At 68.8% G+C, this 15,053-nt stretch carries 8 protein-coding genes; 7 read left to right on the top strand and 1 reads right to left on the bottom strand.

The genetic code is table 11. The features are described 5' to 3' along the window. Positions 1-193 precede the first annotated feature (193 nt). The 3 genes from HUT10_RS24105 to HUT10_RS24095 are packed head-to-tail and all read left to right on the top strand — an operon-like array spanning position 194 to position 2,627. Positions 194-1,012, top strand: a complete 819-nt coding sequence (locus HUT10_RS24105) for a 27-O-demethylrifamycin SV methyltransferase (RefSeq protein WP_176173290.1) — start codon at positions 194-196, stop codon at positions 1,010-1,012. A gap of 14 nt (positions 1,013-1,026) precedes the next feature. Beyond that, positions 1,027-1,719 (top strand): thiamine pyrophosphate-dependent enzyme, encoded by a 693-nt coding sequence (locus HUT10_RS24100; RefSeq protein WP_176173289.1) that lies wholly within the window; start codon positions 1,027-1,029, stop codon positions 1,717-1,719. Continuing rightward, on the top strand, positions 1,716-2,627 hold the full coding sequence (locus HUT10_RS24095) for a transketolase family protein (protein WP_176173288.1): 912 nt from the start codon (positions 1,716-1,718) through the stop codon (positions 2,625-2,627). Before HUT10_RS24100 ends, HUT10_RS24095 begins: the two co-directional genes overlap by 4 nt. 251 nt (positions 2,628-2,878) lie before the next feature. Here the strand turns inward: HUT10_RS24095 and HUT10_RS24090 are convergent, their stop codons facing one another. Next, positions 2,879-4,141 carry a cytochrome P450 gene (locus tag HUT10_RS24090; protein ID WP_217709636.1) on the bottom strand — a complete coding sequence of 421 codons (1,263 nt, stop codon included), beginning with the start codon at positions 4,139-4,141 and terminating at the stop codon, positions 2,879-2,881. Positions 4,142-4,328: 187 nt separating this feature from the next. On the opposite strand from HUT10_RS24090, the gene HUT10_RS24085 reads away from it, so the two are divergent. From HUT10_RS24085 to HUT10_RS24070, 4 genes are all read left to right on the top strand, one after another. Next, positions 4,329-4,784 (top strand): type II 3-dehydroquinate dehydratase, encoded by a 456-nt coding sequence (locus HUT10_RS24085; protein ID WP_176173287.1) that lies wholly within the window; start codon positions 4,329-4,331, stop codon positions 4,782-4,784. Positions 4,785-5,419: 635 nt separating this feature from the next. Then, the gene (locus HUT10_RS24080; protein WP_217709635.1) at positions 5,420-6,634 is read left to right on the top strand and encodes a LuxR C-terminal-related transcriptional regulator; all 1,215 of its coding nucleotides are present in this window, start codon (positions 5,420-5,422) and stop codon (positions 6,632-6,634) included. A gap of 793 nt (positions 6,635-7,427) precedes the next feature. Beyond that, positions 7,428-10,931 (top strand): DNA-directed RNA polymerase subunit beta, encoded by a 3,504-nt coding sequence (locus HUT10_RS24075; protein ID WP_176173286.1) that lies wholly within the window; start codon positions 7,428-7,430, stop codon positions 10,929-10,931. 93 nt (positions 10,932-11,024) lie between these two features. Continuing rightward, the gene (locus HUT10_RS24070) at positions 11,025-14,936 is read left to right on the top strand and encodes a DNA-directed RNA polymerase subunit beta' (RefSeq protein WP_176173285.1); all 3,912 of its coding nucleotides are present in this window, start codon (positions 11,025-11,027) and stop codon (positions 14,934-14,936) included. Positions 14,937-15,053: the final 117 nt, after the last annotated feature.

Below are 15,053 nucleotides of genomic sequence, written 5' to 3'. Positions count from 1 at the left end.
GACGGTAGGCAACGGGCACCCGGCCGGGCATCCCCCAACCTCACAGTGCTCGCCTTGGTGTCCTCTGTGGACTGACGGAGGGCTATCAGAACGAGGGATGCCCGGCGCGGCGGCGCTGACCTAATCTCGCCGAAGACCTTGCAGGCCAGGCGTTGATCGACACGGTCACGCGAAACGATGCTTAGGGGTACTGGTGACGAAGCCGACTCCGAACGAGATTGGTAAGGGCTACGACGCTTTCGCGGACCTGCTCGACCAGCTCTGGGGTGAGAACCTGCACCACGGGTACTGGGACGACGAGTCCGCGACGCTCGAAGAGGCCACCACGCGGCTCACCGACCGGCTGGCCGCGATGCTCCCGCTGCGGGCCGGCGACCGGCTGCTCGACATCGGCTGCGGCAACGGCGAGCCGGCGATCCGGATGGCGACGGCGAACGACGTCATGGTCACCGGCATCTCCATCAGCGAGAAGCAGGTGGAGCGGGCGAACGACCGCGCCTACAAGGCCGACGTCGACGACCGTGTCGTCTTCGAGTACGCCGACGCGATGGACCTGCCGTACGAGGACGGGTCGTTCGACCTGGTCTGGGCGCTGGAATCGCTGCACCACATGCCGGACCGCTGGCACGTCATCCGCCAGGCGGCCCGCGTGCTGCGGCCGGGCGGGCGCCTGGCGCTCGGCGACTTCCTGCTCGTCCCCAGCCCGGCCGGGCTGGAAGCCGACGCCGAGCGCGTCCGCGAGGTCGGCAAGGGCGTGGTGGCCGTGGTCTCGCTCGACGAGTACCAGGAGCACCTGCGCGAAGCCGGCCTCGAGCCCGAAAACGCCGAGGACGTCAGCCAGTACACCCGGCCGTCGTGGGCCAAGGCGGCGGAGCGGTTCGAGGGCCTGCGGGAGCAGGCGCTGCAGCACATCGAGGCCGCGCAGTTCGAGGTCACGCTGGGCCGGTTCCGCGCGTTCAGCGACGAGCCGTCGCTCGGGTACGTCCTGCTGACCGCGCGCAAGCCCGAGTGAGGGAACCCGAAACCATGCAGATGACCGAAGAGAACCTCCGCGGCCTGTTCGGCCGGATGACGGGGGACGAGAAGCACGGCTGGGCCGCGGCGTCGACGCTGCACGCGATCTGGGTGCTCTACGAGCGCGTGCTGAACGTGTCGCCGTCGAACATCGACGACCCCGACCGCGACCGGTTCTACCTCTCCAAGGGCCACGGCCCGATGGCCTACTACGCGGTGCTCGCCGCGAAGGGCTTCATGGCGCCGGAGACGCTGGACACCTGGCGGCAGTGGGGCTCGCCGCTCGGCATGCACCCCGACCGCACCCTGGCGCCCGGCGTGGAGATCAGCGCCGGTTCGCTGGGCCACGGGCTGCCGCTCGGCGTCGGCACCGCGCTCGGGCTGCGGGCACAGGGCCGCGAGGCCCGCGTGTTCGTCCTGATGGGCGACGGCGAGTTCGACGAGGGCAGCAACCACGAGACGATGGCGATCGCCGGACGGCTCGGGCTGGACCGGCTCACCGCGATCGTCATCGACAACAAGACGGCCAGCCTCGGCTGGCCGGGCGGCATCGCCGGGCGCTTCGAGCAGGAGGGCTGGGCCGCGACCACGGTCGACGGCCGCGACCACGACGCGCTGGAGAAGGCGCTGACCGGGGAGACCGACGGGCGGCCGCGTGCCGTCGTCGCGGAGATCCTGCCGATCGAGGAAGGGGCCGCCGGATGACCACGCAGGTGACCAGGAAGCAGATGCGGACGGTCTTCGCCGAGACGGTGATCGAGTCGCTGGCCGCGGACCCGCGGGTGGTCATGCTGACCGCCGACATCTCGTCGTGGTTCTTCTGGGACCTGAAGAAGGACTTCCCGGACCGCGTCCACAACTTCGGCATCCGCGAGCAGGCGATGATCGACATCGCCGGCGGCTTCGCGCTGGCCGGTCAGCGGCCGGTGGTGCACACGTACGCGCCGTTCCTGGTCGAGCGGCCGTTCGAGCAGCTCAAGATCGGCCTCGGCCACCAGGACGTCGGCGCGGTGCTGGTCAGCGTCGGCGCGTCCTACGACGACCCGTCGTGGGGCCGCACCCACCAGGCACCGGGCGACGTGGCCCTGCTGGACACGCTGCCGGGCTGGACGGTGCACGTCCCGGGCCACGAGGACGAGGTCGCGCCCCTGCTGAGCCAGGCCATCGCGGGCGACAACCGGGTCTACGTCCGGCTGTCCGAACGCGCGAACAGCGAGCCGGTGCCGGTGTCGGACCGGTTCACCGTGCTGCGCCAGGGCCGCAAGGGCGTGGTGGTCGCGGTGGGCCCGGTGCTGGACCAGGTCCTGGCCGCGACGGCCACGGCGGACGTCACGGTGCTGTACGCGGCCACGATCCGCCCGTTCGACCACGCCGGCCTGCGCGCGGCGGTGAACGCTGCTGCGCCGAACGTGGTGCTGGTCGAGCCGTACCTGCGCGGGACGTCGGCGTTCGAGGTGACCGAGGCGCTGGCGGACGTCCCGCACCGCCTCCGCTCGTTCGGCACCTGGCGCGACCGCGAGGCCCGCGTCTACGGAACGGCCGAGGAGCACGACCGCCTGTTCGGCGTCGACGCCGAGTCACTCGCGGAATCGATCACCCGCTTCGTCGCCTGACGAGCGGAACCAGACACCGGCTCCCGCCGCACCGGCCCCCCAGACGGTGCGGCGGGAGCCGGTTTCGCCGTGTCGCCCCTCCAATCACGCGTGATGCCCCTCCAATCACGCGAGAGACGCGCCCCATCACGCGAGTCACGTCTCCAAGCACGCGAGATACGCCCCAGATCACGCCCGGTGCCCCCGTCGGCACCCCGGGCATGCGAAGGCCCGGACCGCCATCATGCGGTCCGGGCCTTCGCACGTCCGTCCTAAGGGGCGTCCCACGCGACCGGGAGCGAGTGCACCCCGTACGTCAGCATGTCGTTGCGCAGCGGGACCTCCGCCGGCGGCACCGCCAGCCGCAGGTTCGGGAGCCGGCGCAGCAGTTCCGCGTAGCCCGCCTGCATCTCCATCCGGGCCAGCTGCTGGCCGAGGCACTGGTGGACGCCGTGGCCGAACGCCAGGTGCGGGCCGCGGGGGCGGGTCAGGTCCAGGTCCGGGTTCGGCCACTGGCGCTCGTCGCGGTTGGTGGCGACCACCGAGACCACGACCGTCGACCCGGCCGGGATGTGCTGGCCGGCGAACTCCAGGTCCTCCTTGGCGAACCGGAAGATCCCCGGGTTCACCACCGACAGGTACCGGAGCAGCTCTTCGACGGCGTCGGCGATGCGGTCCGGGTTGTCGCGCAGCGTGGCGAGCTGGTCCGGGCGCTGCAGCAGCACGAAGATGCCCAGCCCCAGCATGCTCGCCGTGGTGTCGTAGCCGGCGATGAGCAGCAGGTTGGCGATGTTGATCAGCTCGTCGTCGGTGAGCGCGGGGTCGGCGCCGGCGTGGTGGATCAGGCCGGAGAGCAGGTCGTCGGCGGGGTGCGCGCGCTTGTCCTCGACCAGCGCCTGCATGAACGCGCGCAGGGCGTCGGCGTTCTTCACCGCCTCCGCGACCGGCTGGTTCATCTGCAGCAGCGCCGACGCGCGCTGCTGGAACCCCGCCCGGTCCTCGTAGCGCACGCCGAGCAGCTCGCAGATCATCAGCGACGGCGCCGGGAAGGCGAACTCGGTCATCAGGTCGGCGGTCGTCCCGCCGGCCAGCATGGCGTCCACCCGGCCGGTGACGATCTCGTCGATCCGGGCGCCGAGCTCGCGGATCCGGCGGACGGTGAACTGCCCGGTGAGCAGCTTCCGGTACCGGGTGTGCTCCGGCGGGTCCATGTTGATGAACGAGCCGGCCCGCGCCTTGTCGTCGCGCAGCCGCTCGCGGAATTCGGCCGACAGTTCCTTGAACCGCGGGTGGTACTGGAACCGGTCGGAGGAAAAGCGCTGGTCCGAAAGCACCGCGCGCGCTTCCTCGTACCCGGAGACGAGCCAGAACGGATCGCCGGCGGCCAGCGTCGCCCGGGCGACGGGGCCCTGTTCGGCCACGGCCACCAATGCGGGTGGCACGTGGAACGGGTCTTCGCGGCGGACGAACTCCGGGGGGAGCGGTGAACGCAGCGATTCGGTTTTGGGCGCGTTGTCGGTCACATTGGTCGTCACTGCGGAGGAACTCCATTCCCGGATCGCCGGACAAGCCTCGGCGCGAGCCTAAGTTCCGCGCGGGCGGCCGGGCATCCCCCGACCTGATAGGTCACCGGGCGCAACTATCAACGTAGGGGTGGTGCCCCTCCGCAGCCGCCGACAGCATGGGGAAGTCCGTTTCCCCTGCTGAGCGAGGTGTTTCCCGGTGCCAGAAATCCTGCTGCTGAACGGTCCCAACCTGGGTGTGCTGGGCAGGCGCGAGCCGGAGATCTACGGCACCGACACGCTGGCCGACATCGAGAAGATGGTCGCCGAGGAGGTGCGCCCCCGCGGGTGGGACGTCGTGTCCGTGCAGCGTGACGGCGAAGGCGAGCTGGTCGGCGCGGTCCACGAGCACCGCGACACGACGGTCGGCGCGATCGTCAACCCCGGTGCGCTGATGATCGCCGGCTGGAGCCTGCGCGACGCGCTGGCCAGCTACGAGCCGCCGTGGATCGAGGTCCACCTGAGCAACGTGTGGGCGCGCGAGCAGTTCCGGCACGAGTCGGTCATCGCACCGCTGGCGAGCGGGGTGGTGGTCGGCCTGGGCGCCTTCGGCTACCGGCTGGCCGCACGGGCCTTGCTGCACCTGTCCGCCGAATCGGCGAATGGATTGGGCTGAACGCCCGGATTCACGCGCCTCGCCCACCGCGGATTGGTTGCCGCCTATTCCGCGGGGGTGCGGCGTGACCTGCTGATCTCCCATGGGTCTGGACCATAGTTACCGTGAACATGGTCCGACCGCATGGTTTGTTGACTACTAACCGTTTGTCCCGCTAGTCCATCGGGCTGACGCGAGCTGTGAACTCGAAGTTAATTCCGTTGCAGGGCAAGAAAATCGCCACAAACCAAGCCTTCTCGGGGATTGTGATCGGAGTCACACAGGAGATGACGACGGGTCCCGCCGAAGCTACTGTGGGCCGAGTAAGCCGTTAATTATTGACGTGTCAACCTGGGGAGGTTGTGGTGGCGCGCCCCCGGTGCGCCTTCTGGGGTACCGCCACGCTGTGACTGGTTTTCCGCTTTGCCGCGCTCCGCGCGAACACCACTTTGACGCGGTGCGCACTACGTTTGGGGGGAACGGCCCCTACGGGGCGTGCCGTTCATGCTCGGTGTCGGGAATGATTCCCCGGAAGCGCGCGGCGCGCCGCAATTCGATTCCGCTTCGTCTATTACCTGGGGGATAGCCGATCGATGTTGACCGTACCTGACTTGCAGATGCCGCCGAACCCGTTCACCGGATTCGGGGATGATTTGATGCAGCGGTCCTGTGACACCGCTGGTTTTCTCCGCCGCTCCGCCACTTCGTGGTTCAACGGGCGGCTCGACGCGGGGCTGCACTGCGCCAAGGCAGCGGCCTCGGGTGACCGCCGGGAATCCGGTGAGCTGGGGCAGCTGGCCCGGTTCTGGTACGTCGGGTTGCTGATCAAGGCCCGCGACCTCGACGCCGGCCGCCGCGTGCTCGAATCCGCCGGCGCCGTCCGGTGCGGGGCGGCCTCCGACCGGATGACCGCCGTCGAGCACAACGTCCGGGGCAGCCTGCTGTTCGCCACCGGCGAGGTCGACGACGCGATGGACGAGATCAGCACCGGACTGGAGATCGCCGAGCGGTGCGGTGACCGGTCGCTGCGGCCGCCGAGCTACGTGGTGCTGGCGCTGGGTGCCCTCCGCCGCGCGGACATGCGGGCGTGCCGCCACTTCGTCGACAAGCTGTCGGACGAAGCGCTGCTCGGCTACTTCGGGCAGGCGCCGGGGGCGTGGGTGGCCGCGCAGGCGGTGGAAGCCCGCAGCGGCGTGGCGAGCGCGGCGAGCCTCATCGCCGGGATCGTCACCAACCCGGTGGTGCTGAGGCAGCTGCTGGTCTCGGAACCGGCGGCGGCGTCCTGGCTGGTCCGCGCGTGCGTCAAGCTGGGCGCGCACGACCTGGCCCGTGCATCGGTGGCGGAGTCCGCCGCACTGGCCGCCGAGCAGTCCGGGTTCAGCGTGATCCGCGGCTCGGCCCTGCACGCGGCGGGCCTGTTGGAGAAGGACGCGGCCAAGCTCCACGAGGCCGCCGACATCCACCCCGACCGCTGGTGCGCGGCCTCGGCGCGCGAGGACCTGGCGAGCCTGCTGGCCGCCCGCTGCTCCGAGCGCGACCGGACGATCAGGATCCTCGAATCGGTGCTCGACACCTACGCGGCGGTGAGCGCCACCCGCGACTCCGCCCGGGTGGTGAACAAGCTCCGCGAGTACGGCGTCCGCCGCGGCACGACCCGGACGGTCGAGTGCGAGGGCGTCGTCCCGCACGGGCTGACCAACACGGAGTTCGCGGTGGCGGAGCTGGTCAGCCAGGGCCACACCAACAACGAGGTGGGCAGGCAGCTGTTCATCTCCCGGCACACGGTGGCGTTCCACCTCAAGAAGGTGTTCCAGAAGATGAACATCACGTCCCGGGTCGAGCTGGCGGCGGCGTGGAAGGTGTTCTCGTAGCGAGGTCGTCCCCCGGCGGTTGGGTGCCGTGACGGGATCGACGACGGAGCGCGAGACACTGGACGCGGAGGGTGGTCACGCCGCAGTGGAGGGCGGCGCGGGCCCCGGGTGTCCGGCACTGCAGAGAAGAGGAAGAGAAGAGAGGTGGAGGTGAGCAGCGGGCCGGGCCGAGGGGGCCGGCCGGCGAGGGAGGTGCAGAGGTGTGAGTGGCCGGGTCCGTCAGGGCCGAGCGCCGTCCGGGACCGCAGCCCCTGCGGTGGCGCCACGTCGCCGGCAAGCGCTCTCCCTCGTCACCGATCTTCGGGAACCGTCCCCGACACGCCCGGCCGCAGCCCGGCCGTGTCGCCTTCGCCATACCCCCGACACACCGGAAAACCGCAGGTAGAGCCGCCAAGGTGGCGTTACCGGCTGGTAGCTGGAATGATATTCGGCCGCTCACGCTCCGCTGAACCTCTTCCACGCTGCGCCAACCGGCGGGACCCCCGTGTGGCATCTTGACTCGAAGCGCCGGTGGGGTCACGCTTACTCCCGACGGCGAAACCGGGGCCCTTGCGGGAGGGACCACCGGCTCGCCCGGAGGCATACCTGAAGACGTTGCGAAGCAGGCTGGGCCCCATCTGGAGTGCCCCCTGGACAGGCCGCGACGTTCGGGCTAGACTGTCTCTTTGCGCTGCCCTCTTTCAGGCTGCCCGGAGCCGGTAGTTAGGATAGTGGGCACACGGCACCCTTGACAGTCGCTGATAGCTGTTGCTATGGCGGCCGTCACCGCTCATTGTCCCCGGAAGGACGCATCTTGGCAGTCTCTCCCGCGAACCAGGCCACTGCTGCGACCACCTCGGCTGAATCTCGCTCGGAGGCCACGGGTATCCCCGGCGCGCCCAAGCGGGTTTCCTTCGCAAAGATTCGCGAACCCCTGAACACCCCCAACCTGCTCGACGTCCAGATCCAGTCGTTCCAGTGGTTCACCGGGGACGAAGCGTGGTTCCAGCGCCGTGTCGAGGAGGGTGAGGAGAACCCGGTCGGCGGCCTCGAAGAGGTCCTCAACGAGATCTCGCCGATCGAAGACTTCTCCGGCTCGATGTCCCTGTCCTTCTCCGCCCCGCGCTTCGACGAGGTCAAGGCCTCGATCGAGGAGTGCAAGGACAAGGACATGACGTACGCGGCCCCGCTGTTCGTCACGGCGGAGTTCGTCAACAACAACACGGGCGAGATCAAGAGCCAGACGGTCTTCCTGGGCGACTTCCCGGTGATGACCGACAAGGGCACCTTCGTCATCAACGGCACCGAGCGTGTCGTGGTGTCCCAGCTGGTCCGCTCGCCCGGTGTCTACTACTCGAAGGACATCGACAAGACCTCCGACAAGGACGTCTTCAGCGTCCGGGTCATCCCGAGCCGGGGTGCCTGGCTGGAGTTCGACGTCGACAAGCGCGACACCGTCGGCGTCCGCATCGACCGCAAGCGCCGCCAGCCGGTCACCGTGCTGCTGAAGGCGCTCGGCTGGACCACCGAGGCGATCCGCGAGCGCTTCTCCTTCTCGGAGACGCTGCTGGCCACCCTCGAGAAGGACCACACCGCGGGCACCGACGAGGCCCTGCTCGACATCTACCGCAAGCTCCGCCCGGGCGAGCCGCCCACGAAGGAGAGCGCGCAGACCCTGCTGGAGAACCTGTTCTTCAAGGCGAAGCGCTACGACCTGGCCAAGGTCGGCCGGTACAAGGTCAACAAGAAGCTGGGCCTGTCGACCCCGATCGACAACGGCACGCTGACCGAAGAAGACATCGTCACGATCATCGAGTACCTGGTCCGGCTGCACGCCGGCGAGGACAAGATGACCGCCGCGAACGGGACCGAGATCCCGGTCGAGACCGACGACATCGACCACTTCGGCAACCGCCGCATCCGCACCGTCGGCGAGCTGATCCAGAACCAGATCCGGGTCGGCCTGTCGCGCACCGAGCGCGTCGTCCGCGAGCGCATGACCACGCAGGACGTCGAGGCGATCACCCCGCAGACCCTGATCAACATCCGCCCGATCGGCGCGGCGATCAAGGAGTTCTTCGGCACCTCGCAGCTGTCGCAGTTCATGCAGCAGACGAACCCGATCGACGGCCTGACCCACAAGCGCCGCCTCAACGCGCTGGGCCCGGGTGGTCTGTCGCGTGAGCGCGCCGGCATGGAGGTCCGCGACGTCCACCCGTCGCACTACGGCCGGATGTGCCCGATCGAGACGCCGGAAGGCCCGAACATCGGCCTGATCGGCTCGCTCTGCTCCTACGCGCGGGTCAACCCGTTCGGCTTCATCGAGACGCCGTACCGCAAGGTCATCGAGGGCCGGGTCACCGACCAGATCGACTACCTGACGGCGGACGAAGAGGACCGGTTCGTCAAGGCGCAGGCGAACGCCCCGATCGACGACGACGGCAACTTCGTCGAAGACCGGGTCATGGCGCGGCGCAAGGGCGGTGAGGTCGAGCTGATCGACCCGCTCGACATCGACTACATGGACGTGTCGCCGCGGCAGATGGTCTCGATCGCGACGGCGATGATCCCGTTCCTCGAGCACGACGACGCGAACCGCGCGCTCATGGGCGCGAACATGCAGCGTCAGGCCGTGCCGCTGCTCCGCAGCCAGGCGCCGTACGTCGGCACCGGCGTGGAGCTGCGGGCCGCGATCGACTCCGGCGACATGCTGGTCGCCGAGCAGTCGGGCGTGGTCGAGGAGCTGTCGGCCGACCTGATCACGGTCATGCACGACGACGGCACCCGCAAGAGCTACAGCCTCTACAAGTTCCGCCGCTCGAACCACGGCACCTGCTTCAACCACCGCCCGATCGTCAACGAGGGCGACCGGGTGGAAGCGGGCCAGGTCATCGCCGACGGCCCGTCCACCGAAAACGGTGAGGTCGCCCTCGGCAAGAATCTGCTGGTCGCGGTCATGCCGTGGGAAGGCCACAACTACGAGGACGCGATCATCCTCTCCGAGCGCCTGGTGCAGGACGACGTGCTGACGTCGATCCACATCGAGGAGCACGAGATCGACGCCCGCGACACGAAGCTGGGCGCCGAGGAGATCACCCGGGACATCCCGAACGTCTCCGAGGAGGTCCTGGCCGACCTCGACGAGCGCGGCATCATCCGGATCGGTGCCGAGGTCCGCGACGGCGACATCCTGGTCGGCAAGGTCACGCCGAAGGGCGAGACCGAGCTGACCCCGGAGGAGCGCCTGCTCCGCGCGATCTTCGGCGAGAAGGCCCGCGAAGTCCGCGACACCTCGCTGAAGGTGCCGCACGGCGAGACCGGCAAGGTCATCGGCATCCGGGTGTTCTCCCGCGAGGACGACGACGAGCTGCCCCCGGGCGTCAACGAGCTGGTCCGCGTCTACGTGGCCCAGAAGCGCAAGATCCAGCCGGGCGACAAGCTCGCCGGCCGGCACGGCAACAAGGGTGTCATCGGCAAGATCCTGCCGGTCGAGGACATGCCGTTCATGGAGGACGGCACCCCGGTCGACATCATCCTGAACACGCACGGTGTGCCGCGACGGATGAACATCGGCCAGATCCTCGAGCTGCACCTCGGCTGGCTGGCCTCGCAGGGCTGGACGATCGAGGGCGACCCGGACTGGGCGAAGAACCTTTCGCCCGAGCTCCGCGACGTCGCGCCGGGCACGAACACCGCCACCCCGGTGTTCGACGGCGCGAAGGAAGAGGAGCTCACCGGGCTGCTCAGCGCGACCAAGCCGAACCGCGACGGCGAGCGGATGGTCAAGGAGAACGGGAAGGCCAACCTGTTCGACGGCCGCTCCGGCGAGCCGTACCCGTACCCGGTCGCGGTCGGCTACATGTACATCCTGAAGCTGCACCACCTGGTCGACGACAAGATCCACGCCCGCTCCACCGGTCCGTACTCGATGATCACGCAGCAGCCGCTGGGTGGTAAGGCGCAGTTCGGTGGCCAGCGCTTCGGTGAGATGGAGTGCTGGGCGATGCAGGCGTACGGCGCCGCCTACACGCTGCAGGAGCTGCTGACGATCAAGTCGGACGACGTGGTCGGCCGCGTCAAGGTGTACGAGGCCATCGTCAAGGGCGAGAACATCCCCGAGCCGGGCATCCCGGAGTCGTTCAAGGTGCTCCTCAAGGAGCTCCAGTCGCTGTGCCTCAACGTCGAGGTGCTCTCCAGCGACGGTGCGGCGATCGAGATGCGCGACTCCGACGACGAGGATCTCGAGCGCGCCGCGGCGAACCTCGGCATCAACCTGTCCCGCAACGAGTCGCCCTCGGTGGACGACGTCGTGCACTGATCGCGAGCTGAGCTCCGGGGCCGGCCTCCCGCAGGCCCCGGAGCTCGCCCGCCGACCCCTCTCTAGCCGATACAACCCCAAGGGGACTTAGACGTGCTGGACGTCAACTTCTTCGATGAGCTCCGCATTGGTCTCGCCACGGCCGACGACATCCGTCAGTGGTCGTACGGCGAGGTCAAGAAGCCGGAGACCATCAACTACCGGACGCTCAAGCCCGAGAAGGACGGCCTCTTCTGCGAGAAGATCTTCGGCCCGACCCGGGACTGGGAGTGCTACTGCGGCAAGTACAAGCGCGTCCGCTTCAAGGGCATCATCTGTGAGCGCTGCGGCGTCGAGGTGACCCGCGCCAAGGTGCGCCGCGAGCGGATGGGCCACATCGAGCTGGCCGCCCCGGTCACCCACATCTGGTACTTCAAGGGTGTTCCTTCCCGCCTCGGCTACCTGCTGGACCTGGCGCCGAAGGACCTCGAGAAGATCATCTACTTCGCTGCTTACGTCATCACGGGCGTGAACACGGAGCTGCGCCACAACGACCTGCCGACCCTCGAGAACGAGATCGGCGTCGAGCGCAAGAACCTCGAGACCAAGCGTGACGCGGACATCGAAGCCCGCGCGCAGAAGCTCGAAGCCGACCTGGCCGCGCTGGAGGCGGAGGGCGCCAAGTCCGACGTCCGCCGCAAGGTCAAGGAGGGCGGCGAGCGGGAGATGCGCCAGATCCGCGACCGCGCCGGCCGCGAGCTGGACCGCCTCGAGGAGGTCTGGACGACCTTCACGAAGCTCGACACCCGCCAGCTGATCGCCGACGAGCTGCTCTACCGCGAGCTCGTCGACCGCTACGGCGAGTACTTCACCGGCGGCATGGGCGCGGAGGCCATCCAGAAGCTGGCCACCGAGTTCGACGTCAACGCCGAGGCCGAGAGCCTGCGCGACACCATCCGCAACGGCAAGGGGCAGAAGAAGCTCCGCGCGCTGAAGCGGCTCAAGGTCGTCGCGGCCTTCCAGGCCACCGGCAACGACCCGCGCGGCATGGTGCTCGACGCCGTCCCGGTGATCCCGCCGGACCTGCGCCCGATGGTGCAGCTGGACGGTGGCCGCTTCGCGACCTCCGACCTGAACGACCTGTACCGCCGGGTGATCAACCGGAACAACCGCCTCAAGCGGCTGATCGACCTCGGCGCGCCCGAGATCATCGTCAACAACGAGAAGCGGATGCTGCAGGAGGCCGTCGACGCGCTGTTCGACAACGGCCGCCGCGGCCGTCCGGTCACCGGCCCGGGCAACCGGCCGCTGAAGTCGCTGTCCGACCTGCTCAAGGGCAAGCAGGGCCGGTTCCGCCAGAACCTGCTCGGCAAGCGCGTCGACTACTCGGGCCGTTCGGTCATCATCGTCGGCCCGCAGCTGAAGCTGCACCAGTGCGGTCTGCCGAAGGACATGGCGCTCGAGCTGTTCAAGCCGTTCGTCATGAAGCGGCTGGTCGACCTGAACCACGCGCAGAACATCAAGTCCGCCAAGCGGATGGTGGAGCGCTCGCGGCCGCAGGTGTGGGACGTGCTGGAAGAGGTCATCACCGGCCACCCGGTGATGCTGAACCGCGCGCCGACCCTGCACCGCCTCGGCATCCAGGCCTTCGAGCCGCAGCTGGTCGAAGGCAAGGCCATCCAGCTGCACCCGCTGGTCTGCGAGGCGTTCAACGCGGACTTCGACGGTGACCAGATGGCGGTGCACCTGCCGCTGTCGGCCGAGGCGCAGGCCGAGGCCCGGATCCTGATGCTGTCGGCGAACAACATCCTGTCGCCGGCGTCGGGCCGTCCGCTCGCCATGCCGCGGCTGGACATGGTCACGGGTCTGTTCCACCTGACCCGGCTCAACGAGAACGCCGAGGGCGCGGGCAACGCGTACTCGTCGCCGGCCGAGGCCATCATGGCCTTCGACCGCAAGGCGCTGAGCCTGCACGCCCCGGTCAAGATCCGCATCACCGACCGGCAGCCGGCCAAGGCCGACGAGCCGCGGCTCGCGGAGAAGGGCTGGGAGCCGGGCAAGGCGTGGCTGGCCGAGACGACCCTGGGCCGCGTGCTGTTCAACGAGCTGCTGCCGGCGGACTACCCGTTCATCAACGAGCCGATGCCGAAGAAGCGGCAGGCCGCGATCGTGAACGACCTCGCCGAGCGGTACTCGATGACCCAGGTCGCGCAGACCCTGGACCGGCTGAAGGACGCCGGCTTCTACTGGGCGACCCGGTCGGGTGTCACCGTCGCCATCTCGGACGTGCTCACCCCGGTGGGCAAGAAGGCCATCCTCGACGAGTACGAGGGCAAGGCCTCCCAGGTGGAGAAGCGCTACCAGCGCGGTCAGCTGTCGCACGCCGAGCGCAACAACGAGCTCGTCAAGGTGTGGACGCAGGCCACCGAAGAGGTCCACAAGATCATGGAGACGGCGCTGCCGGACGACAACCCGATCGCCATGATCGTGAAGTCGGGCGCCGCCGGTAACATGACGCAGGTCCGGTCCCTGGCCGGGATGCGTGGCCTGGTGTCGAACCCGAAGGGTGAGTACATCCCGCGTCCGATCAAGGCCAACTTCCGTGAGGGCCTGTCGGTGGCGGAGTACTTCATCGCGACGCACGGTGCCCGGAAGGGCCTGGCGGACACGGCGCTCCGCACCGCCGACTCGGGTTACCTGACCCGGCGTCTGGTGGACGTCTCGCAGGACGTCATCGTCCGCGAGGTCGACTGCGGCACCACCCGCGGCATCATGATGCCGATCGGTGAGGACATCGGCGACGGCAAGGTCCTGCGCGACCAGCACGTCGAGACCTCCGTGTACGCGCGGAACCTCGCGACGGACGCGGTGGACGCCAAGGGCAACGTCGTGCTGAACGCCGGCGACGACCTGGGCGACCCGGCCATCGAGAAGCTGCTCGGCAGCGGGATCTCGAAGGTCAAGGTCCGCTCGGTGCTGACGTGTGAGTCGGCCGTCGGTATCTGCGCGACCTGCTACGGCCGCTCGATGGCGACCGGTCAGCTCGTCGACGTCGGCGAGGCGGTGGGTATCGTCGCCGCCCAGTCGATCGGTGAGCCGGGTACGCAGCTGACGATGCGTACGTTCCACCAGGGTGGTGTGGCCGGTGACGACATCACGACCGGTCTGCCGCGTGTCCAGGAGCTGTTCGAGGCCCGCGTCCCGAAGGGCAAGGCGCCCATCGCCGACGTCGACGGTCGCGTGCGGATCGAGGAGAGCGAGCGGTTCTGGAAGATCACCCTCATCCCGGACGACGGGGGCGAGGAGATCGTCTTCGACAAGCTGTCCAAGCGGCAGCGGCTCGCGAACACCCCGAACGGCCCGCTGGGCGACGGTGACCACGTGCACGTCGGCCAGCAGCTGCTCGAGGGCACGCCGGACCCGCACGAGGTCCTGCGGGTCATGGGGCCGCGCGAGGCGCAGATCCACCTGGTGGACGAGGTCCAGAAGGTGTACCGCGCCCAGGGTGTGTCGATCCACGACAAGCACATCGAGGTCATCGTCCGGCAGATGCTGCGCCGGGTGACGATCATCGACTCCGGTGCCACGGACTTCCTGCCGGGCGAACTGCCCGAGCGGACCAAGTTCGAGGCGACGAACCGGGCCGCGGTCGCCGAGGGCGGCGAGCCGGCTTCGGGTCGTCCGGTGCTGATGGGTATCACGAAGGCGTCGCTGACCACGGACTCGTGGCTGTCGGCGGCGTCGTTCCAGGAGACCACGCGAGTCCTGACCGACGCGGCGATCAACGGCCGCTCGGACAAGCTCGTCGGCCTCAAGGAGAACGTGATCATCGGTAAGCTGATCCCGGCCGGTACGGGCATCAACCGCTACCGCAACATCCAGGTGCAGCCGACCGAGGAGGCCCGGGTCGCGGCGTACGCGATCCCGTCCTACGACGACGGCTACTACACCCCGGACGTGTTCGGTACGGGTACCGGTGCCGCGGTGCCGCTGGACGACTACGACTTCGGCCGCGACTTCCGCTGAAGCTGATTCGAAGGGAAAGGCCCTCGCCGGGTTTCCGGCGGGGGCCTTTCCCTTTTTGTCACCCTGATCAGGTATTCACCCGCCCCGAATACCGCTAGAGTGAGCCGGTTCACGCGG

Source organism: Amycolatopsis sp. Hca4, assembly GCF_013364075.1.
GTDB lineage: Bacteria > Actinomycetota > Actinomycetes > Mycobacteriales > Pseudonocardiaceae > Amycolatopsis.
Note: the sequence above shows the minus strand (reverse complement) of the source record. Positions and strands in the feature narration are given on the sequence as shown.